20 protein-coding genes are annotated in these 21,211 nt (G+C 72.4%); 15 read left to right on the top strand and 5 right to left on the bottom strand.

What is annotated here, in order from left to right; translation table 11 throughout:
• The first annotated feature begins 14 nt into the window (after nucleotides 1–14).
• The 3 genes from QRX60_RS17145 to QRX60_RS17155 are packed head-to-tail and all read left to right on the top strand — an operon-like array spanning nucleotide 15 to nucleotide 2,752.
• On the top strand, nucleotides 15–899 hold the full coding sequence (locus QRX60_RS17145) for a LysR family transcriptional regulator (RefSeq protein ID WP_286001774.1): 885 nt from the start codon (nucleotides 15–17) through the stop codon (nucleotides 897–899).
• A 46-nt stretch (nucleotides 900–945) separates the two neighbouring features.
• Nucleotides 946–1,743, top strand: coding sequence for an oxygenase MpaB family protein (locus tag QRX60_RS17150; protein ID WP_286001775.1), 798 nt, complete (start codon nucleotides 946–948; stop codon nucleotides 1,741–1,743).
• 49 nt (nucleotides 1,744–1,792) lie between these two features.
• Nucleotides 1,793–2,752 (top strand): DNA polymerase domain-containing protein, encoded by a 960-nt coding sequence (locus QRX60_RS17155; protein WP_286001776.1) that lies wholly within the window; start codon nucleotides 1,793–1,795, stop codon nucleotides 2,750–2,752.
• Nucleotides 2,753–2,874: 122 nt separating this feature from the next.
• On the opposite strand, the gene QRX60_RS17160 is transcribed toward QRX60_RS17155, so the two are convergent.
• Entirely contained in the window at nucleotides 2,875–3,636 is a 762-nt protein-coding gene (locus QRX60_RS17160; RefSeq protein WP_286001777.1) for a CDP-alcohol phosphatidyltransferase family protein, read from the bottom strand.
• 78 nt (nucleotides 3,637–3,714) lie between these two features.
• Between QRX60_RS17160 and QRX60_RS17165 the strand changes: the two genes are divergently transcribed.
• From QRX60_RS17165 to ribA, 6 genes are read left to right on the top strand one after another with little or no spacing between them, the layout of a single operon-like run.
• Nucleotides 3,715–4,677 (top strand): zinc-dependent alcohol dehydrogenase, encoded by a 963-nt coding sequence (locus QRX60_RS17165; protein ID WP_286001778.1) that lies wholly within the window; start codon nucleotides 3,715–3,717, stop codon nucleotides 4,675–4,677.
• A 31-nt stretch (nucleotides 4,678–4,708) separates the two neighbouring features.
• Entirely contained in the window at nucleotides 4,709–5,107 is a 399-nt protein-coding gene (locus QRX60_RS17170) for a 6-pyruvoyl trahydropterin synthase family protein (RefSeq protein ID WP_286001779.1), read from the top strand.
• Nucleotides 5,104–6,171 carry a glycosyltransferase family 4 protein gene (locus QRX60_RS17175; protein ID WP_286001780.1) on the top strand — a complete coding sequence of 356 codons (1,068 nt, stop codon included), beginning with the start codon at nucleotides 5,104–5,106 and terminating at the stop codon, nucleotides 6,169–6,171. The genes QRX60_RS17170 and QRX60_RS17175 overlap by 4 nt, the downstream gene beginning before the upstream one ends.
• Nucleotides 6,168–6,995 (top strand): methyltransferase domain-containing protein, encoded by an 828-nt coding sequence (locus QRX60_RS17180; RefSeq protein WP_286001781.1) that lies wholly within the window; start codon nucleotides 6,168–6,170, stop codon nucleotides 6,993–6,995. Before QRX60_RS17175 ends, QRX60_RS17180 begins: the two co-directional genes overlap by 4 nt.
• Nucleotides 6,992–8,011, top strand: a complete 1,020-nt coding sequence (locus QRX60_RS17185; protein ID WP_286001782.1) for a lysylphosphatidylglycerol synthase transmembrane domain-containing protein — start codon at nucleotides 6,992–6,994, stop codon at nucleotides 8,009–8,011. The genes QRX60_RS17180 and QRX60_RS17185 overlap by 4 nt, the downstream gene beginning before the upstream one ends.
• Nucleotides 8,008–8,658 (top strand): GTP cyclohydrolase II, encoded by a 651-nt coding sequence (gene ribA / locus QRX60_RS17190; protein ID WP_286001783.1) that lies wholly within the window; start codon nucleotides 8,008–8,010, stop codon nucleotides 8,656–8,658. Before QRX60_RS17185 ends, ribA begins: the two co-directional genes overlap by 4 nt.
• A gap of 41 nt (nucleotides 8,659–8,699) precedes the next feature.
• Here ribA and QRX60_RS17195 read toward each other — a convergent pair whose 3' ends face one another.
• Entirely contained in the window at nucleotides 8,700–9,401 is a 702-nt protein-coding gene (locus tag QRX60_RS17195) for a creatininase family protein (RefSeq protein WP_286001784.1), read from the bottom strand.
• Nucleotides 9,402–9,429: 28 nt separating this feature from the next.
• Here QRX60_RS17195 and QRX60_RS17200 point away from each other — a divergent pair, with 28 nt between their 5' ends.
• From QRX60_RS17200 to QRX60_RS17220, 5 genes are all read left to right on the top strand, one after another.
• Nucleotides 9,430–10,230 carry an inositol monophosphatase family protein gene (locus tag QRX60_RS17200; protein WP_286001785.1) on the top strand — a complete coding sequence of 267 codons (801 nt, stop codon included), beginning with the start codon at nucleotides 9,430–9,432 and terminating at the stop codon, nucleotides 10,228–10,230.
• Between the two features lie 137 nt (nucleotides 10,231–10,367).
• The gene (locus QRX60_RS17205) at nucleotides 10,368–11,846 is read left to right on the top strand and encodes a serine/threonine-protein kinase (RefSeq protein ID WP_286003616.1); all 1,479 of its coding nucleotides are present in this window, start codon (nucleotides 10,368–10,370) and stop codon (nucleotides 11,844–11,846) included.
• A gap of 120 nt (nucleotides 11,847–11,966) precedes the next feature.
• Nucleotides 11,967–13,025, top strand: a complete 1,059-nt coding sequence (locus QRX60_RS17210) for a glycosyltransferase (protein WP_286003617.1) — start codon at nucleotides 11,967–11,969, stop codon at nucleotides 13,023–13,025.
• Between the two features lie 39 nt (nucleotides 13,026–13,064).
• A complete protein-coding gene (locus QRX60_RS17215; protein ID WP_286001786.1) occupies nucleotides 13,065–13,616 on the top strand; it encodes a DUF4231 domain-containing protein in 552 nt (183 codons plus the stop codon).
• A gap of 37 nt (nucleotides 13,617–13,653) precedes the next feature.
• Nucleotides 13,654–14,577, top strand: coding sequence for an RNA polymerase subunit sigma-70 (locus QRX60_RS17220; RefSeq protein WP_408630236.1), 924 nt, complete (start codon nucleotides 13,654–13,656; stop codon nucleotides 14,575–14,577).
• Nucleotides 14,578–14,616: 39 nt separating this feature from the next.
• On the opposite strand, the gene QRX60_RS17225 is transcribed toward QRX60_RS17220, so the two are convergent.
• Both QRX60_RS17225 and pdxR read right to left on the bottom strand, forming a co-directional pair.
• Entirely contained in the window at nucleotides 14,617–17,859 is a 3,243-nt protein-coding gene (locus tag QRX60_RS17225; RefSeq protein ID WP_286001788.1) for a GH92 family glycosyl hydrolase, read from the bottom strand.
• 101 nt (nucleotides 17,860–17,960) lie between these two features.
• A complete protein-coding gene (gene pdxR, locus QRX60_RS17230) occupies nucleotides 17,961–19,241 on the bottom strand; it encodes a MocR-like pyridoxine biosynthesis transcription factor PdxR (protein WP_286001789.1) in 1,281 nt (426 codons plus the stop codon).
• Between the two features lie 86 nt (nucleotides 19,242–19,327).
• Between pdxR and QRX60_RS17235 the strand changes: the two genes are divergently transcribed.
• On the top strand, nucleotides 19,328–20,323 hold the full coding sequence (locus tag QRX60_RS17235) for an aldo/keto reductase (RefSeq protein ID WP_286001790.1): 996 nt from the start codon (nucleotides 19,328–19,330) through the stop codon (nucleotides 20,321–20,323).
• Here QRX60_RS17235 and QRX60_RS17240 read toward each other — a convergent pair.
• On the bottom strand, nucleotides 20,251–21,150 hold the full coding sequence (locus tag QRX60_RS17240) for a LysR family transcriptional regulator (protein ID WP_286001791.1): 900 nt from the start codon (nucleotides 21,148–21,150) through the stop codon (nucleotides 20,251–20,253). The genes QRX60_RS17235 and QRX60_RS17240 overlap by 73 nt on opposite strands.
• Nucleotides 21,151–21,211: the final 61 nt, after the last annotated feature.

Here is a 21,211-nt window from a genome sequence, read left to right on the forward strand (position 1 = left end):
TAGAATCAGTGCTTATGGAACTGCACCAGCTCGCGTACTTCGTCGCGGTCGCCGAGGAAGGCAACTTCACGCGCGCGGCCGAACGGCTGCACGTCGCCCAGCCCGGGGTGAGCGCGCAGATCCGGCGGCTGGAGCGCGAGCTGGGTCAGGAACTGCTGGACCGCTCGGGCCGCACGGTCCGGCTCACCGACGTCGGCGCCGCCGCGCTGCCCCACGCGCGTGCGGCACTCGCGGCGGTGAAGGGAGTGCGCGAAGCCGTCGACGAGCTGGCCGGCCTGGTCCGCGGCCAGGTCGCGATCGGCGCCGTGACGTCGGCGGGCCCGGTCCGGCTGCCGGACCTGCTCGCCCGCTTCCACGAGCGCTACCCGGCGGTCGAGATCACGCTGTCCGAGGCCAACTCGGACACGATGCTGGCGGCCCTGCGCGAGGGCCGGCTCGACCTGGCGGTGGTCGGTCTCTCGACGGATCCGCCGCCCGGCATCGCGACGCAGGTGCTGATCGACGAGCCGTTCCTGGCGGTGACGGCACCCTCGGGTCCGCTGGCCGACCGTGCGGAGGTGGTGATCGCGGACCTCGCCGGGCTGCCGCTGATGGCGCTGCCGAAGGGCACGGGCCTGCGGACGGCGCTGGACGCCGCGTTCGCGCGCGAGGGGCTGATGCCGCGGATCGCGTTCGAGGCGGCCGACCCGAACGTCCTGGTGCAGCTCGCGACGCGGGGGCTCGGGGTGGCGGTGGTGCCGGAGTCGCTGGCCCGCTACCACGAGGCGGAGCTGCGGGTCGTCACCATCGCGGGGCCCGGGCTGCGCGGCGTGCTGGCGCTGGCCTGGCGCACCGACGGCCCGCTGAGCCCGGCCGCGCGGGCGCTGATCGCGTTCGCCCGGGGTGATTACCGCTCTTGACACATCGTCAACAGTGTCGTTTCCTGGAGGACGAGGAGGCGTCACGATGACCGATACCGCCCTCCAGGACGCCGTCGTCGGCGCCGGGCTGCTCGCCGGCAGCGCGAACGTGATCATGCAGCTCTCCCGCGCGCCCGTCGGGTACGGCGTGCTCGAGAGCAAGGTCGACAGCGGCAACCTCTTCCGCCACCCGATGAAGCGGACGCGGACCACGCTCACCTACCTCGCCGTCGCCACGATGGGGACCGACGCCGAGCGCGCCGCGTACCGCCGCGGCGTCAACGAAGCCCATGCCCAGGTGCACTCGACCGCCGAAAGCCCGGTCGCCTACAACGCCTTCGACACCGATCTCCAGCTGTGGGTCGCGGCCTGCCTCTACAAGGGTTTCGAGGACGTCTACCTCGCGTTCGTCGGCGGCGAGCCGGCGCACTTCTACGGCGAGGCCGCGGCGCTCGGCACGACGTTGCAGGTCCGGCCCGAGATGTGGCCGGCGGACCGCGCGGCCTTCGAGGAGTACTGGGCCGCCGGGCTCGCGGAGGTCGGCATCGACGACACCGTCCGCCGCTACCTCACCGACATCGTCGACCTGCGCTTCCTGCACCCGGTCGTCGCCGCGCCGGGCCGGCGGTTCCACCGCTTCGTCACGACGGGCTTCCTCCCGCAGCGCTTCCGCGACGAGATGCGCCTGCCGTGGACCGCGGCCGACCAGCGCCGGTTCGACACGCTCCTCGCCACGCTCGGCCGGGTCACCCGCCTGCTGCCGGCCGCGGTGCGGCGGTTCCCGTTCAACCTCTGCCTCTGGGATCTGCGCCGCCGGCTGCGCACCGGGCGGCCGCTGGTCTGAAGGCTCGCCGGGAGTTGACCGCCTCGCGCGCGGGCGCGAAGGTGGGCCGATGAGCAGCGACGAGGTCCGGCACGGCGTCAAGCTGAGCAGTCTCGACCAGGAGGTCTTCCCCGACGCGGGGGTGACCAAGCGGGAGTGGCTCGACTACCTCGAAGCCGTCGCCGACCGGATGCTCCCGCAGACGCGCGACCGGCTGCTCACGGTGCTGCGGGTGCTGCGTGGACAGGGCCCGTTCATGCAGAAGAACCTGCCGAAGTACACCCCGGACTGGGTCGAGCGGGCGACCGTGTGGGCGGAGCGGTCCAAACGGGACGTCACGTACGCGCTGTGCAACGACCTCCGCACGCTCATCTGGTTCGGCAACCAGCGGGCGATCGAGTTCCACACATCGCTCCACCGCGGCGACCCGGGTAGCGGCCCGACGCACCTGATCCTCGACCTGGACCCGCCCACCGACGGACCGTTCACCCTGGCCGTCGGGGCCGCGAAGCTGGTGCGCGAAGCACTGCGCAACGACGGGCTCGACGGCGCGGTGAAGACGAGCGGCTCCAAGGGCGTCCACGTCTTCGTGCCGCTGGCGCCGGGCCAGCCGATCGAGGACATCGCGGCGGCGACGCGGGCGGTCGCGGCCCGCGCCGAGCGCATCGACCCGTCGCTGGGGACGACGGAGTTCGTCAAGGACCGCCGCGAGGGCAAGGTGTTCCTGGATTCGACCCGGGCGGGCGGCGCGACGGTGGTGTCGGTGTACAGCCCCCGCCACCGCCCGGGCGCGCCGGTGTCGTTCCCGGTCCGGTGGGCCGACCTGGACAGCGTCAAGCCGGGGGACTTCACGGTGCACACGGCGCCCGGGCTGCTGGGCGACGGTGCCGACGCCTGGACCGAGGAGATGCCCGAGCCGTTCGTGCTGCCGGAGGACCTGGTGGCGGAGGGGCACACGATCCCGATCGCCCGGGTGGTGGCGATGCACGAGGGCAAACGCCGAGCCCGGGCGGCCCGCGAGTCGGGTTAAGCGGCCTGGTTGGGCGGCCCGGCAGTGCCTTCCGCGGCCGGACCGCGTGACTGGAGGGTCGGCTCGTGTGTCTGGAGGGTCGACTCGCGTGATTGAGCGGTCGACACGGCCCGCGAGTCGGCTTAAGCCGCCTGGTTGTGGCTCCGCCAGACCGCCCCGTGCGGGCGCCGCAGCGTCGCGCGGGTGATCTCCACGATCCGGGCCGGTTCCGACGTCGGCACGCGGTGGCGGGCCAGCCACACCGTGTCCCGGCCGAACGACCACACCAGCGACGCCAGCGCGGCCACCACGAAACCGAACGAAACCGCCCACGGCAGCAGGCCGGAAACGGCCACCACCAGCACCACGCCCTGCACCGCGGCCACCGTCTTCCGGGCCATGCTCGGGTACAGCGGAGCCGTCAACCAGGGCAACGCCCACGAAGCGGCCACGAACGCGTACCGCATCAGGCCGATCGCCAGCACCCACAGCCCCAGCGTGCGAGACACCTGGATGCACAGCAGCAGGATCAGGAACGCGTCGACCTCCATGTCGAACCGCGCGCCGAACTCGGACGCCGTGCCCGTGCGGCGGGCGACCTGGCCGTCGAACCCGTCCATGGCCAGGGCCACCGCGACCAGCGCGACCAGCAGCCACAGCGGGTGGCCGCCGTCGGCGATCAGCTCGGCCGCGCCGCCCACCAGGACCGCGCGGGCGAACGTGATCCAGTCCGCCGGGCCGAACTTCCCGCGGCCGCTCTGCCGCAGGCCCCAGCCCGTCAGCAGCACCAGCGCGAGGCCGTACACGGTCCCGGTCGCCCAGGCGAGCGGGGGAAGGAAACCGGCCCCGGCGGCGAGCACCCACACCGGGACCGCAGAGCGTAGGAGAAGTCCGTTCTTGATCATCTTTCACTCCGCGAATCGGCACGGCTGCTCATAGGGTGACGGCGACACCAGCCTCCGGTCGCCTGCAGAGGAGAACACGTGGAACAGGCTTTCTGGGTTCAAAGACCCGACGAAGGCGCGATCCGGTCTGTGCCGCTGCGTGAGCCGGAACACGGCGAAGTCCTCGTCCGCACGCTCTTCTCCGGCGTCTCCCGCGGCACCGAAACCCTCGTCTTCCGCGGCGGCGTCCCGGCGAGCCAGCACGAGGTCATGCGCGCGCCGTTCCAGGAGGGCGAGTTCCCCGGCCCGGTCAAGTACGGCTACCTCAACGTCGGCGTCGTCGAGCGGGGCCCGGCCGACCTCGAGGGCAAGACGGTCTTCTGCCTCTACCCGCACCAGACCGCGTACGTCGTCCCCGCGAGCGCCGTGACTCCGGTGCCGGACACCGTCCCGCCCGGCCGCGCGATCCTCGCCGGCACCGTCGAGACCGCGGTCAACGCCGTCTGGGACGCGAAGCCGAAGCTCGGCGACCGGATCGCGGTGATCGGCGCCGGCATGGTCGGCTGCAGTGTCGCGAAGCTGCTGCAGGGCTTCCCGGCCACCCGCGTGCAGCTGATCGACGTCGACCCCGGCAAAGCCGGGATCGCCGAGGCCCTCGGCGTCGACTTCGCGACCCCCGACGAAGCAAAAAGCGACTGCGACCTCGTCGTGCACGCCAGCGCGTCCGAACAAGGACTCGCCAAGGCGCTCGAACTCCTCGCTCCGGAAGGCGAGGTCGTCGAGCTGTCCTGGTACGGCGACCGCCGGGTGAGCGTGCCGCTCGGCGAGAACTTCCATTCGCGGCGGCTCACGATCCGCAGCAGCCAGGTCGGCACGGTCGCCCGGCCCGACCGGGACTACGCCCAGCGGCTCGCCCTCGCCCTCGAGCTGCTGGCCGATCCGGCCTTCGAAGCGCTGGTCACCGGCGAGTGCATGTTTGAAGATCTTCCGTCGGTGCTACCCAGGCTCGCCGCGAATGAACTTTCCGCCCTCTGCCTCCGTGTCATGTATCAGCCGCAGTGACCACGTCCACCCGAACGCATCGGAGGTCTTGGTGTTCAGCATCACCGTCCGTGACCACGTGATGGTCGCCCACAGCTTCCGCGGAGAAGTCTTCGGACCCGCGCAACGCCTGCACGGCGCGACCTTCGTGGTGGATGCGACCTTCCGCCGCGCCGAGCTCCACGAGGACAACATCGTCGTCGACATCGGCAAGGCCACGGAAGAGCTCGGGGCGGTGCTGAGCGACCTGAACTACCGCAACCTCGACGACGAGCCGGTGTTCAAGGGCATCAACACCTCCACCGAGTACCTCGCGAAGGTCATCGCCGACCGCCTCGCCGACGCCGTCCACGCCGGCCGCCTCGGCGAAGGCGCGCGCGGCCTCGAAGGCATCGCCGTCGCGCTGCACGAGTCGCACGTCGCGTGGGCGAGTTACGAGCGTGCGCTGTGAACAGCCTCTACGTCGTGCTCCCGGGGGACGTCGACGACGTGACCGTCCCCAGTGGCGGCAACACCTACGACCGCCGGATGTGCGACCGGCTGGCCGACGCCGGCCTCGACGTGCACGAGATCGCCGTCTCCGGCACCTGGCCGCGCCCGGACACCGAGGCCCGCGCGGTGCTCGGCCACCTGCTGGCCGCGCTGCCCACCGGGTCCGCGGTCCTGCTGGACGGCCTGGTCGCCTGCGGCGTGCCCGAGGTGATCGTCCCGCAGGCGCGCCGGCTCTCGCTCTCCGTGCTGGTGCACCTGCCGCTGGCCGACGAGACCGGCCTGCCGCCCGCGCTGGCCGCCGAGCTCGACGCGCTCGAGCGCGAGACGCTGCGGGCCGCGAGCTCGGTCGTCGCGACCAGCGAGTGGGCCGCGCGCCGGCTGGTGAGCCACCACGGCCTCGCCCCGCACCGCGTGCACGCCGTGCCGCCCGGCGTCGACCCGGCACCGCCGGCCATCGGCACCGACGGCATGTCCCGCCTGGTCTGCGTGGCCACGGTGACCCCGCGCAAGGGGCAGGGCGTGCTCGCCCAGGCCCTGGAAACCGTCGCCGACCTGCGCTGGACCTGCGAGTGCGTCGGCGGGATCCGGCGCGAGACGAAGTACGTCGAGCGGCTGCGCGAGCACCGGCTCGGCGCCCGCTTCACCGTCACCGGTCCCCGCACCGGCGCCGCGCTGGCCGCGACCTACCACACCGCCGACCTGCTCGTGCTGCCCTCGCGCGCCGAGACGTACGGCATGGTCGTCACCGAGGCCCTCGCCCGCGGCGTGCCGGTGCTGACCACCGACGTCGACGCGCTGCCCGACACCGTCGGCGTCGCGCCCGACGGCTCGATCCCGGGGATGCTCGTGCCCGGCGACGACGTCGAAGCGCTCGGCGCCGCCCTGCGCCGCTGGCTCACCGAGCCCGACCTGCGGACCCGCCTGCGCGCGTCGGCGAAGCTGCGTCGCGAGACCCTGACCGGCTGGGACGACACCGCCCGCCGGATCGCCGAGGTCCTGCAGCGGCAGGAGGCGGCGGCATGACCGCGTTCGCGCCGGACTGGCTGTACCTGCGGGAACCCGCCGACGCCGCGGCCCGCGCCACCGAACTCGTCGATACGCTGCGCGAAAGCCTGGCCGACGGCGACCTGGTCATCCGCGACCTCGGCTGCGGCACCGGCTCGCTCGGCCGCTGGCTGGCCGGGCGCCTGCCCGGCACGCAGCGCTGGATCCTGCACGACCACGACGCCGAGCTGCTCACCCGCGCCCGCACCTCCCTGCCGGCCACGGCGCTCGACGGCAGCCCCGTCGACGTCGTCGCCGAGGAGCGCGACGTCACCGAGCTGCGGGCCGCGGACCTCGCCGGGACGTCGCTGGTCGTCGCGTCCGCGCTGCTCGACCTGCTGACCAGGGACGAGGTCACCGCGCTGGCCACGGCGATCGCCGAAGCGGGCTGCGCGGCGCTGCTGACGCTCTCGGTCACCGGCGTGGTGGAGCTGTCGCCCGCCGACCCGCTCGATCCCGCCCTCGTCGCCGCGTTCAACGCCCACCAGCGCCGGCTCACCGGCGGCAGGCGGCTCCTCGGCCCCACCGCGGTGGACGTCGCCGCGACCGCGTTCGGCCGGCTCGGTGCCACCGTCGTCCGCGGGGCCAGCGCCTGGCGGCTCGGCCCGGACCAGGCCGAACTGCAGGCGCAGTGGCTCGAGGGCTGGGTCGGTGCCGCCGTCGAGCAGCTGCCGGAGCTGCGCCCGGTCGCCGACGTCTACCTGCAGCGGCGGCTCGAGATGGCCCGGGCCGGCGAGCTGCACGCGGTGATCCACCACGACGACCTGCTGGTCCTGCCGCCGAGCCTGGAGGTGGCGGCGTGAAGCGCGCACTGGCCTGGCTGCGGATCCTCGGCGCCTTCGGCATCCTCGGCGTCCTCGTCTGGCAGCTCGGCAGCGCCGCCTTCCTCGACGGCCTCGGGCGGATCAGCACGCCCGGCGTGCTCGCCGCCCTGGTCATCGGCTTCGCGACGACGCTGTTCAGCGCGGGCCGCTGGCAGATCGTCGCCACCCGGCTCGGCCTGCGGCTTTCCCTGCGCACCGCGGTCGCCGACTACTACCGCGCGCTGTTCCTCAACGGCGTGCTGCCCGCGGGCGTCCTCGGCGACGTCCACCGCGCGGTGCAGCACGGCCGCGACTCCGGCGACGTGCCGCGCGGCGTGCGCGCCGTCGTCCTGGAGCGCACCGCCGGCCAGCTCGTGCTGATCGCGTCCGCGGTCACCGTCGTGCTGGTGTCGCCGGGGGTCGTGCCCGGCGCGTTCCGCGAGGTCGTCACGGTCACCGGGGTGGTCGTCGTGCTGGCCGCCGTCGCCGCGGTCATCGCCGGCCGCGTGTTCGGCGGGCGCTGGATCCACAGCCCGTCGAAGGTCCGCCGCGGCTTCGCCGTCACCCTCGCCGACCTGCGGCTGGGCCTGTTCACCCGCGAGACCTGGCCCGGCGTGGGCTTCCTGTCGGCCGCGACGCTGGCCGGGCACCTGGCGCTGTTCGTCGTCGCCGCCCGCGTCGCCGGGGTCGACGCGCCGGTCGGGCAGCTCGTGCCGCTGATGATCCTCGCGCTGCTCGCGATGGGTCTCCCGCTCAACGTCGGCGGCTTCGGCCCGCGCGAGGGCGTCTGCGCCCTGCTCTTCGGCGCGGCCGGGCTCGGGGCCGCCCAAGGTGTCACCGTCGCCGTGGTCTACGGCGTGCTCACGCTCGTCGCGAGCCTGCCCGGCGCCGGTGTCCTGCTCGTCCGGAGCGTCGCCGGGTTCCGCGTGACCCGCGCTCCGCACACCGGTGTCCTGCCTGCTCCGCGCACCGCGGCGGACACCGGGATCGAATCGGAAGTGGGGTTGAAGTCATGACCGCAAGCGACGCCATCGGGGACCTGCCGCACCGCGCCGTGGTCGAGCGGGTGGTCGACACCCGGCTGCCGACCCGGCACGGGACGTTCCGCGCGGTCGGCTACCTCGATCGCACCGGCATCGAGCAGGTCGCGCTGGTGTACGGCGAGATCGCCGAGCTCGGCACCCTGACCCGGGTGCACAGCGAGTGCCTCACCGGGGACGTCTTCGGCTCGACGCACTGCGAGTGCGGCGAGCAGCTGGCGGCGGCGCTGGACCGGATCGTCGAGGAGGGCTCCGGCGTGCTGGTCTACGTCCAGGGCCACGAGGGCCGCGGGATCGGGTTGCTCGCGAAGCTCAAGGCGATGCGGCTGCAGGACGAGGGCCTCGACACGGTCGACGCGAACGTGGCGCTCGGCCTGCCGGTGGACGCCCGCGACTACCACGCGGCGGCGGGCATCCTGCAGGACCTGGGGGTCCGGTCGGTGCGGCTGCTGTCGAACAACCCGAAGAAGGTCGAGCAGCTCACGCGCTACGGAATCCGGATCAGCGAGCAGGTTCCGCTGCTGGTTCCGCCGAACCCGGAGAGCCTGCGCTACCTCCGGACGAAGGCCGAGCGGATGGACCACCTGCTCCCGCACCTGGGTCAGGCCCTCGCCGGCAACTGACGCTCGTGAGTGGTCAGGGCGGTTCTAACCGCCCTGACCACTCACGACGAGCCGAGCACCTCGAGGACGCCGGCGAAGCGCTGGACCAGCGTGTCCAGCACGACGTGGCCCTTCGCCGCGCTCGCCAGCGAAGGACGGCCGACCACCCCCGACTCCGTGTACGCCCGCAGGCCCAGCGTCAGCAGGTGGTCCCGGTCGGTGACGTGATCGGCCGTCTCGTGGCCGGGCCGGACCAGGTCCGGGTGCGCGTGCAGCAGGATCGACGTCTCCAGTTCGCCCGCGTGCATGTCGTCGTCCAGCGACGTGCGCAGGCCGGCGGCCGCGTGCGCGGCCTGCCAGTCGGCGACGCCGGGGAACAGCGCCATCGCGCCGGCGGCCTCCTGGACCACATTGGACAGTACGTAGTTGCCGCCGTGCCCGTTGACCAGTACCAGCCGGCCGACCCCGGACGCCTTCAGCGAGGCGGCGACGTCGGTGACCACGGCGTGCAGCGTGCGGGCGGAAATGCTCACCGTGCCGGCCCACGCCGCGTGCTCGTGGGAGCACGAGATCGTGATCGGCGGCAGGTGGAGGACGGGGTACGCCTCGGCGACGGCCTTCGCGAGGGTCGCCGCGATGACCGTGTCGGTCGCCAGGGGAAGGTGCGCACCGTGCTGCTCGAAGCTGCCGACCGGCAGCACCGCGACCCCCGCGCCCCGCTGCTGCTCGTCGGCCGTGGTCGCGAGCGGGAAGAGGTCGGTCATGAGCACGTCCCTTCACTAGGTTGGAGTCATGAGCGAGCATGCCGCACTACTCGACGTCGCGCGCGAAGCCGTGGCGAAGGCGACGGAGATCGTCCGGTCGCGCCCGACTTTTTCCGTTTCCGCGAAAGGTGATCGCGACCTGGTGACCGATGTCGACACGGCGGTCGAGGACGCGCTGCGGGAGTTCCTCACGGCCGAGACGCCGGAGATCGGCGTCCTCGGCGAGGAGCGCGGCCGCAGCGGCGGCGACGGCGGCCGCTGGTGGGCCCTGGACCCGATCGACGGCACCGCGAACTTCGCCCGCGGGATTCCACTCTGCGGGATTTCCCTGGCGCTGGTCGACGGCGAGCACAGCACAGTCGCGGCGATCGCCCTGCCGTACCTCGGCGTCACGTACACCGCGTCGCGCGGCGAAGGCACTTTCGCGAACGGAGAGCGCGTCGGCGCGTCGGTCGCGACGGAGATGTCGGACGCCATGATCGCCGTCGGCGACTTCGCGATCGGCCGTCTGGCCGAGGAGAAGAACGCGACGCGCCTGCGGCTGCTGTCGGACCTCGGCGCGCGGGCGCAGAAGATCCGGATGCTCGGCACCGCGGCGATCGACCTCGCCTGGGTGGCGGACGGAAAGCTCGACGCCGCACTGATCCTGTCCAACAATCCTTGGGACACCATGGCCGGCGTGCTGCTCGTGCGCGAGGCCGGCGGGGCCGTCGTGGACCGCGACGGCAGCGAGCACACGGTCGGTTCGTCGTCGACGATCGCCGTCGGTGCCGGGCTGCGCAAGGAGATTCTGGACGCACTTGATCGGGCGTACGGGGTTGTTCGTTAGGATTCCGGGTACCCGGTGGGCAGCGCCACAGCGCGCGATTGCGCTGTCCGTCCGAGGTTTTCGGTTACGTTGGTACCGCCCGGCGGATGATCCTGGCATGCTGGCCGGATCTCGTCGGCACGTACGAAGAATGGTGGATGCTCGTGGAAAGTCGCCGGATCCGCGATCGGTACCGGCTGATCGAGCCGATCGGCGGCGGCGCGATGGGCACGGTGTGGCGGGCCCAGGACGAGATGCTCGGCCGCACCGTGGCGATCAAGGAACTCCTGCTGCCGCACGACCACGACGAGCACCGCACCGAAGAGGCGAAGAACCGCGCGATGCGCGAGGCGCGGATCGCCGCCCGGCTGCAGCATTCCCACGCGATCACGGTCTTCGCCGTCCTCGAGGAGGAGGACCGGCCCTGGCTGGTCATGGAGTACCTGCCGTCGAAGAGCTTCGCCGTCCTGATCCAGGACGAGCCGGCTTCGGTCGACGACGCCATCCGCGTCGGCGCGCAGATCAGCTCGGCGCTGGCCGGCGCGCACCGCGCGGGGATCGTGCACCGCGACGTGAAGCCGGCCAACATCCTGGTGTCCGAGGACGGCACGGCGAAGATCACCGACTTCGGCATCTCCCGCGCGATCGGTGACGTCAAGCTGACGGCCACCGGGGAGATCGCCGGCACGCCCGCGTACCTCGCGCCCGAGGTGGCCCGCGGCGAGGATGCGGACTTCGCCGCGGACGTCTTCTCCCTCGGCGCCACGCTGTACGCCGCCGTCGAGGGGAAGCCGCCGTACGGCACCGCGGACAACCCGATCGCGTTGCTCTACAAGGCGTCCAGCGGGGAGATCGAGCCGCCGGAGAAGGCGGAGCGGCTGACCCCGCTGCTGCTGCGGATGCTCGCGACCGACCCGGCCGAACGGCCGTCGATGGACGAGGTCGAGCAGGAGCTGCGGGGGCTGCTGACGGACGTGGAGCCGGGCGAGTCGGTCCTCGCGGCGACGCTCCCGGAGACCGAGGCCGCCCCGGTCACGGCCGTGCCGACCGTCCCGGCCACCGTCGCCGTCCCGCCGGCCGGCGAGGTCGCCGCCGTGACGCCGGGCGCGCGCAAGGGCCTGATCGCCGTCGGTGCGGGCGCGGCCCTGCTGTGCGTCGCGGTCGTCGTCGCGATCCTGCTGGTCGTGCGGCAGAATCCGCCGCAGGACAACGCCGCCCCGCCTGCCTCGCAGCCGTCGACCTCGGCTTCCGCGACCCCGTCGACGTCGGCGTCACCTTCCCCGGCGTCCAGTTCGGCGCCGGCGGCCACGCCGCCGCCCACCTCGACACCCGTCTCGCCGGTGTCGTCGACCAAGACGGCCGCCCAGGCTCTTTCCGACTACTACGCGCTGCTGCCGGGCAACCCGGCGCAGGCGTGGAACTTGCTGACGGACAACTTCAAGGCCACCCGGCACCAGACGTTCGAGCGGTACACGAGCTGGTGGAAGCAGTTCAAGTCGGTGAAGGCGACCAACGTCAAGGAAGCCGGCCCCGGCAAGGTGACCGCGACCGTCCTCTACAACGGTGGCCAGGCCGAGAGCGACACCTTCACGATGATCCAGGTGGGCGGTGTCTGGATGATTGACGTCCAGAGCTGAACCGACTCGCCGCCGGCCGCGTGTGACAGATGAGCCGTCATCGTCGTCGACCGCGCTGGAGGTTGCCGTGTCCCGTTCCACCGCTCTGCTCCGGCGCTCGCGATGAGGCCCGCCGACCCGATGGTGTTCATCCTCCCGGCGGCGCCGCCCGGGAGCGACACGTACGACAAGCGGATGTGCCAGAACCTGCCCGCCGTCGGGCAGCCGGTGCTCGAGCTGCCGATCGCCGGCGACTGGCCGGAGCCGGACGCGACGTCGAGACGCCGGCTGGCGAGATCCCTGACCGCCCTGCCGGATCGGACCGTGGTGCTGCTCGACGGCGTGATCGCCTCGGGCGTGCCCGAGATCGTCGTCCCGCACGCGCGGCGGCTGCGGCTGGCCGTGCTGGTGCACCAGGCCCTCGCCGACGAGCCGGGCCTCGACCCGGCGCACGCGGCGGAGCTGGACGCGTGCGAGCGCGAGACGCTGCGGATGGCCGGGATGGTCGTCGCGACCAGCCCGTGGCTCGCCCGGCTGCTGATCGACCGCCACGACCTGGACCCGGGCCGGGTCTACGTCGCCAAGCCCGGCACCGACGCGGCGCCGCTCGCCGCGGGCGCCGACGGCGTCTCCCGGCTGCTGTGCGTCGGCGACGTCACCCGCCGCAACGGCCAGGACCTGCTGGTCCAGGCCCTCGGCGAGGTCGACCACCTCGCACTGTCCTGCGTCATGGCCGGCTCGCTCGAGGCGGACCGGGGGTACGTCGACGAGCTCGGCTGGTCGATCGAGCGGCTCGGTCTCGGCGGCCGGATCACGCTCGCCGGCGACGCGGTCGACCTCGGCGCCGCCTACAACGCCGCCGACCTGCTGGTCATCCCGGCGCGCGCGCCGATGTCCGGCATGTTCATCGCGCAGGCGCTGGCCCGCGGCATCCCGGTGCTGGCCACCGAGGTCGGCGGGGTCTACGACGCGCTCGGCGTCGACGCCGACGGCGAGATGCCCGGGCTGCTCGTCGAGCCGAACGACCCGTTCTCCCTGGCCGACGCGCTGCACCGCTGGTACGCCGATCCCGAGCTGCGCCGGTCGCTGCGCACGGCGGCGCTGGGCCGGGGCAGCGCGCTGGAGGAGTGGGAGGTCGCGGCGCGCCGGCTCACGCAGGCGCTGTCGAGGCTGGCGTCCGAGCCCCGCATCGTCGCCTGACGCTTGCCGCGCGACGGTGGCGTCCGGGAATCTGGCCCGATGTGGCCCCGACACCGGACCTCGTCGCCGACCGAACTCGCCTCGGAGCGGGGATTCCTGGAGCTGGTCGGGCGGCAGCCCGACCTCCCGCTCCGGGATGCCTTCCTCGGCTTCCGCGACCTCGTCTCCGCGGACATCGAGTGGATCGATTCCCGGAAGAAGCGGTTCAAGAAGCCCGCCTCCCGGGTGCGGATCTCCGCGCTGGTCCTGACCGCGCTGTCGACGATCGTGCTCGGCATCCCCGAGATCCCGCTGCGTGCCTCGATCGCCTTGCCGCTGGTCGCGACCGTCACGGTGCTGACCGGCCTCGAGACCTTCTTCACCTGGCGCTCGCGCTGGCTGCTCATGGAAGAGACGCAATACCGGATGAACCGGCTGCGCGACGAGATGGACTACCACCTGGTCACCACGCCCGCCGCGGACTTGCGCCGCGACCGGCTCGATGCCTTCTACGCCGAACAGCAGGAACTCTGGGCCGACGTGAGCCGGCGGTGGGTCGAGTTCCGCAAACACGACCGGGCGCCCCAGCCGGAGGTCCGCCCCGCGCCTTGACCGATTCCTTTCGCCGTCTCCGCCGGTCAGCAAGAGTGTGACCGTGGATTTCGAGCCGTACCGGCGTGAGCTGCTGGCGCACTGCTACCGCATGCTCGGCACCCCCGACGAGGCCGAGGACGTCGTCCAGGAGACCTACCTGCGCGCGTGGCGGGCGCACGACCGCTTCGAAGGCCGTTCGTCGGTGCGGTCGTGGCTCTACCGGATCGCGACGAACGCCTGCCTCACCGCGCTTGAACAGCGGGGACGGCGGCCGATGCCGTCCGGGCTGGGGGCACCGGCCACCGATCCCGACGCCCCGCCGGTCCCGGCCGAGCCGGGTGACGCCTGGCCGCGCCCGATCCCGGACGCCCTGATCACCCCGGAGTCCGCGGACCCGGCGGCGATCGCCGTGGCCCGCGACGGCGTCCGGCTCGCCTTGATCGCCGGCCTGCAGCTGCTCCCGCCACGGCAGCGCGCGGTGCTGATCCTTCGGGAGGTGCTGGCGTTTCCGGCGGCCGAGGTCGCGGAGCTGCTCGGCACCTCCGTGGCGGCGGTGAAGAGCATGCTCCAACGGGCGCGCGCGACCCTCGACGCGGGCGGTGAAGTCGGCGACCTCACCGAGCCCGAGCAGCGCGAACTCCTCGACCGGTACATGAGCGCGTTCATGAACTCGGACCTGGCGGCGCTGGAGAGCGTCCTGCGCGACGACGCGGTGATCGAGCCGGTGCCGTCGCGGACGTGGTTCGCCGGGAAGCGGACTTGTGTCGCATACCTGCGACACGTAATGGGCGAGCCGGGCGAGTGGCAGATGACCCCGGCCCGCGCGAACGGCCAGCCCGCGGCGGCGGTCTGGTACCGCGGCGAGCCCTTCGGCCTCGCGGTCCTGACCCCCGGCAAGGGCGGCATCGCGCGGATCACCGTCTTCGGCTTCCCTGACCTGGTGGAGCGGTTCGCCTCTGCCGCGGCCGGTCGTGAGTGAGAAACAGTGTTAGAACACTGTTTCTCACTCACGACGGGATCACGCCAGGGTGAGCGCGTAGATCTCGACCCGCGGGTCGTTCGGCAGGCTCACCGACTGCAGCGTCTTGCCGCCGTCCAGCGCGGCCGAGATGCCGAACAGCCGCACCGGCGGCCCGTCGACGCCGCTGCCCGCCTTGATGCGGTGCGGCATCTCGAGCACGACCGGGCTGCCCGAGCCGGCCCAGTCACCGAACGTCGCGGTGACGTCGGCGCTGGTGCCGTCGGTGTAGTGCGCGGTCAGCGTGGTCGTCACCGGCCCGTTGTGCGACGCCCCGACGAGCTTCAGCGCCGTGCGCTGCCCCGCCGGGAGCAGCAGCGACTGCCCGCGGGCCTCGACGAAGTTCGCCGCCGTGCCCGAAGCGTCCGGCGCCGCGTACGTGACGCCGTCCCAGGTCACCGGCCCGGCCGGCGGCAGCAAGTCGGCGTCGTAGCTCCAGCCGCCGCCGTCGAAGTTGCCCTCGGTCGACGCCGCGACGGTCGCCGTGCCGTCGTGGTTGTAGTCGCGGCCCAGCTCGACCGCGCACTGCGCACCGGCCGTCGAAGCGCACGCCGACGGTGTCCGGACCTCGATCGTCGCCGAGCGGGTCACCGTGTTCGCGCCCAGCCCGGCCACCTTGACCTGCACCGGGTACGTCCCGAGGGCCGCGCCCGCGGGCACGGTCACCGTGATCGGCACCGTCTTCTGCACCGGCAGCCGTCCCGACCAGATCAGGTCGACCGGCTGGACCTTCGCCTTCCACCCGGCCGGCGCGGTCGCGGAGATCGTCACCGGCTGCAGCAGCGGGTTCTGCGCGAGGACGTCCAGGTCGAGGTGCACCTGCTGCGCCGAACCCGCCGGGATCACGACGGACGACTGCCGCAGCGACGCGTCGACGTGCCGCCGCAGGTCACCGGCGGCGTTGTTCACCGACGGCGGTTCCGACCCCGTGCCCCACGATGACGGCTTCGACCCGAGCTTGTGGTTCAGCGTCCCGCCGTGAGCCACCGAAGACCAGTCGAGGGAGGTTTGCCGGACGTCGCGGCCGTTGAGCGACACGCTTTGCACGTACCGGTTCGTGTCGCTCGCGCCCGGCGCGTTCACCGTCAGCGTGCCGCCCTGCGAGCGGCCGTACTGTCCGATCCGGACGGTCGCCGACTCGAACTGCGGGCTCGACAGCGCGAGGAAGTTCGCGCCGCTCATCGTCGGGTACAGGCCCAGCGAGGAGAAGACGTACCAGGCGGACATCGTGCCGAGGTCGTCGTTGCCGGTCATGCCGTCCGGGCCGGTGGTGAACAGCGTCATCGCCGCGCGGACGACGGTCGCGGTCTTCGCCGGCGCGCCCGCCCACAGGTACATGTACGGCGCGAGCAGGTCGGGCTCGTTGTTCGGGTTGTACGTCGCCTTGCCGTAGTAGTCGTACGGGCTGGAGATCCAGTCGTTGCGCGCGGTGCCGGCCGGGTCCTTGAGCAGGTTGCCGTAGGCGAAGAAGGAGTCGAGCCGCTGCTCGGTCGTCTTCTTGCCGCCCATCAGCGACACGAGCCCGGCCGGGTCCTGCGGCACGAGCCACTGGTACTGGTAGGCGCCGCCCTCGTGGAACTGGTGGTCGGCGTCGACCGGGTTGTACGGCGTGAGGAAGGTGCCCTCGGTCGTGCGCGGGCGGAACTGCTGCGTCGAGGAGTCCCAGAGGTTCTTGTACCACTGACCGCGGTCGGCGAACATCCGCGCGTCGGCCTGGTGGTTCAACCCCTTCGCCATCAACGCGAGCGCCGCGTCGGCCGCGGAGTACTCCATGGTCGCCGACGCCGGGTGCTCGCAGTCGTTGTCGCCGCCCTTGGCCGCGCAGTCCTTGCCGAGTTCCAGCCCGCTCGGGATGTAGCCGCGGTCGTTGTAGTAGGTGACACCGGAGCGCCCGTTGTACGGCGAATCGGCGGGCGGCGTGCTCGTCGCGTTCTTCTTGAGCAGCGCGTACGCCTCTTCTTCGTGTCCGGCGAGCAGACCCTTCGACCACGCCTCGACGAGGAACGGCGTCACCGGGTCACCGGTCATGATGTTGGTTTCGCTCTCGGCCAGCGCCCAGCGCGGCAGCCACCCGCCGTCGCGGCCGATGGCCACAACCGACAGCGCGACGTCGCGTGCGACCTGGGGTTCGAGCATTTCGAGCAGCTGGTTCTGCGGCCGGTAGGTGTCCCAGAGCGAGAAGTTCTGGTACGGCGTGTAGCCGCTCGCGGTGTGCACTTTGCCGTCGAAGCCGGTGTACGCGCCGTCGGTGTCGCCGGCCAGGTTCGGGTGCAGCTGCGCGTGGTAGAGCGCGGTGTAGAACGCCGTCTGCCGTTCGGTCGTGCCGCCGCCGATCTTGATCGCGCCGAGCTTGTCGGCCCACTGCTGGTGCAGCGCGGCGCGCGTGGCGTCGAAGTCGAAGTCCTTCGTCTCCGCCGCCAGGTTCTTCCGCGCGCCGTCGAGACCCGTGTAGGACAGGCCGACCTTGAGCACGACGTCGTGGTCGGTGCTCGCGTCGAAGCTGGCCCAGGCGCCGTTGCCGCCGGTGCCCGCGGCGTCGCGGCTGCCCTCGGTGCGCGTCGAGCCGCGCCAGGTGCCGTAGGAGCTGAACGGCCGGTCGAAGGTGGCGGTGAAGTAGACGGTGTGCTCGTCGTGGCCGGCGCAGAACCCGCCGGCGCGCACGCGGCCTTCGAGGGTCCGGTCGCCGACGACGTGGATCTCGGAGTCCTTGACCGACTGGTTGGCCTGGCCGGTGTTGAACAGGACGTTCGCCTGGCCGGTCGACGGGAACGTGTAGCGCTGCCAGCCGGTGCGCGCGGTCGCCGTCAGCTCGGCGTTCACGCCGTACTTCTTGAGGCCGACGCGGTAGTAGCCCGGCTCGGCGTGCTCGTCGTCGTGGCTGTACTCGGACCGGTAGGCGTTCTTGTCAACGTTGTCGACGGCGCCGGTGGTCGGCATGATCGGCAGCTCGCCCATCACGCCGCAGCCGACGCCGGACAGGTGCGTCTGGCTGAAGCCGTAGATCGCGTTCTGCAGGTAGTCGTAGCCGCCCTGACCGCCGGTGTCCGGGCTGACCTGCACCATTCCGAACGGCGCGCTCGCGCCGGGGAACGTGTTGCCGAAGTTCTGCGTGCCGACGAAGGGGTTGACCAGGCTCACCGGATCGGCACTTTCCGGAGCGGCTTCCGCCACGGCAGGCGCCAGCCCGGTGACGACCACCCCCACCGCCACCGCGGCGGCCAACCGTCTGCTCTGCGACCACATGGGCGCACCTCCCAGGATGACAACGTTGTCAGAAGCGGACCTTCGGTCAGGCCCTCGGTTCGGTGAGCAGCTTTCCACCTCGGTGCGGGTTTGAGAAGCCCTCAGCCGGCCGCTTCGCGCAGCAACCGGGCGGCGGTCCCGACAGCGTTGTCGGCGAGGTTGCCGTAGCCGAGGACGAGCGCGGGCTCGCCGGGAGCTTCCCGGTAGTCGTCGAGGTCGGCCACTTTCACGCCCTTGGCGCGCGCCCTCTTCGTCACTTCGGCCGCGTCCCGGTCGAGGTGCAGGACGAGGTGCAGACCGGCCGCTGCACCCGAAAGCCGCACGGGGCCGAGCGCGTCGACGAGCCGGTCACGGCGTGCGCGGTACCGCAGGCGCGCGGCCCGGAGGTGCCGGTCGTAGCCGCCGCTCTCGACGAAGCCGGCGAGCGCGAGCTGGTCGACCACCGGCGGCGCGTGCCCCGAGAGAGTCCATTGTGGAGGGAGCGCGACCCAGCCGAGCCCGAGCGCGGGGCTGAGCGTCTTGCTGACGGACCCGAAGAGCGCGACCCGTGCCGGATCGGTGCCCTGGACGGTGCCGACGGGCCGCCGGTCGTAGCGGAACTCGGCGTCGTAGTCGTCTTCGAGGATCAGCCCGTCGACGTCCCGGGCCCAGGTCAGCAGCTCCACACGTCGTCGCGGGGAGAGGACGGCGCCGGTCGGGAACTGGTGCGCCGGCGTGACGAGCACGGCCCGCGTCCCGCGCGGGATCCGATCGACGTCGATGCCTTCTCCGTCGACCGGCACCGAATCGATCGCCATCCCGGTCGCGGCGGCGGCGCGCCGCAACCGCGTCCAGCCGGGGTCCTCGACGGCCAGCCGCGTGACACCCTTTTCGAGCAGGGCGCGGCAGACGCGGGTCACGCCGTCGGTGACGCCGCCGCAGATCAGGACGTCGTGCGTTTCGGCACCCCGGACTCGCCGCAGGTAGCCGGCGAGAGTCCGGCGGAGCCGGGGGTGACCGCCTCGATCGGGCAGCCCGAAGTCGGCGTGCGGCACGGTCGTGAGCACCTCACGCACGGCGTCCGCCCACCGCTGCCGCGGGAAGTGCCGCAGGTCGGGCAGCCCCGGGGCGAGGTCGTACCGCGGCGGGGCTTCCCTGCGTACGGGGGTTCTCGGCGCCGGTTCGCTCGCGACGCGGCGCACGCGCGTGGCCGATCCGGTGCGCCCGGCGAGGTACCCCTCGGCGACGAGCTGGGCGTAGGCCTGCGTGACGACCCACCGCGAGCACCCCAGATCGGCGGCGAGCTGCCGGCTCGGCGGCACGGCGACGCCGTCTTCGAGCCCGCGGATCGCCCGGCGCAGGGCGCGCGCGAGCTGGTCGTGCTTCGGCCCCGACCCGCTCAACTCCAACAGGACACTCCAATTGGTCTGTGGCCCGGCCACGCCATTGGACTGTAGTACCGGACCGATTCTCTTCTAGGTTCGTGTGCATGAAGAAGGTGGAACTGGGCCGGACCGGCCAGTGGGTGAGCCAGGTGTCGCTCGGCTGCATGACGATGGGGACGTCGACGGACGAAGCGACGTCGGCCCGCATCCTGGACGCGTACCTCGACGCGGGCGGCGACTTCCTGGACACGGCGAACTGCTACGCGTGGTGGGCGGGCCCGTCGTTCGTCGGCGGCGAAAGCGAGTCCATGCTCGGCAAGCTGCTTCGCGGCCGCCGGGACCGGGTGTGCCTGGCGACGAAGGTGGCGGCGGGCATCACGGACTTCCCCGCGGCCCGCACCGCGACCCGGCCGGACGGCACGACGGACTGGGAGGCGAGGGAGCGCACCTACGAAGGTGCGAGCGCCGCGGTGATCCGGCGCGAGGTGGAGGAAAGCCTGCGGCGCCTGGGAACGGACCACATCGACCTGTACTACGTCCACGTCGACCTCCGCCGCGAGCCGCTCGAGGAGACACTGTCCGCATTGGACGATCTGGTCCGGTCGGGCAAGGTCCGCCACACGGGCTGGAGCAACGTCCGCACGTGGCGCCTCGAGCGCATCCGCACGCTGGCGCTGGCGAACGGCTGGCCCTCTCCGGCGGCGGTCCAGGTCCAGCACTCGTACCTGCGCCCGGCCGGCGCCGACGTCCCCTCGATCGCGGGTGGCGAGCTGCTGGACTGGCTGGCGGCGCACCCGGACGTCTCGCTGGCGGCGTATTCGTCCCTGCTGCGCGGAATCTACGACGACGCGGCCTATCGCGAGTCAACACCGATCTGGCGTGCGTACGCGGGCCCGGACTCGGAGGCGCGGCTGGCCGCGGTGGCGAAGGTGGCCGCTTCGCTGGGAGCCACGGGCAACCAGGTGGCGCTGGCGTGGCTGCTGCGTCGCGGGGTCATCCCGCTGATCGGCCCGCGCACGTGGGAGCACTACGCGTCGATCGCCCCGGCGTTCACCTTGGAGCTTCCGGACGAGCACATGTCCTTGCTGGACAACGCGTAGGCGGTGGCGAGCAGCGCGGCGACGCTCGGTTTGTGTTCGTCGCGCCGCCGCCAGGTCATGGTGACCTCGGTCGTCCGTCCGGCGAGGGGGACGGCGACCGCGCCGGGGTGGTCGACCATCGCGGGCACGATCCCGCACCCCATCCCGGCGGCCACGCAGCGCCCGAGGGCGGCGAGGCTGCCGACCTCGGTGCCGACGACGGGCCCGTCGATCCGGTCCAGCATCTCCCGGAAGCCGCAGCCCTTCGGCGTGGCGAGGAACCCGACGCCCCGGAGGTCGCCGGGCCGGATCTCTTCCTTTTCCGCCAACGGGTGTCCCGGCGGCACGATGACGACGAGCGGTTCGGCTTTCAGCGCCCGGCTCGCCAGCGCCGGGTCGTCCGGCGGGGTGCCGAAGGTGAAGCAGACGTCCATTTCGGACTCTCTGACGCCCTTGTACAGCTCCCCGCGTCCGCCTTCTTTCACAGACATCCGGACGCGCGGCCACCGCGTTCGGTAAGCGCCGAGGATCGGCGGAACCCAGTGCGTGCACAGGGTTTCGAGCGCGCCGATGGTCAGTTCGCCGTCGGGTTCGCCGCGCTCCGCGTCCACGGCGGCCTTGGCTTCCTCGGCAAGCGAAAGCATCCGATCGGCGTAGCCGACCAGCCGTTCCCCGGCGGCGGTGAGCTTCCGGGTGGCGCGGTCGAAGAGCGGCGACCCGAGTTCGGCTTCCAGGGCCTGGATCTGTTCGGTGACACTGGACTGGGCGTAGTGCAGTTCGGCGGCGGCGCGGGTGAAGTTGAGCGTCCGCGCGACGACGCGGAAGGTGCGCAGGTGACGCAGTTCCATGTGGGCCCCCATCGGCGTTCCCGATACCCGCCATCGTAACTGCCTGCTTCCGCCGACGTCA

The organism is Amycolatopsis mongoliensis, from assembly GCF_030285665.1.
Lineage (GTDB): Bacteria > Actinomycetota > Actinomycetes > Mycobacteriales > Pseudonocardiaceae > Amycolatopsis > Amycolatopsis mongoliensis.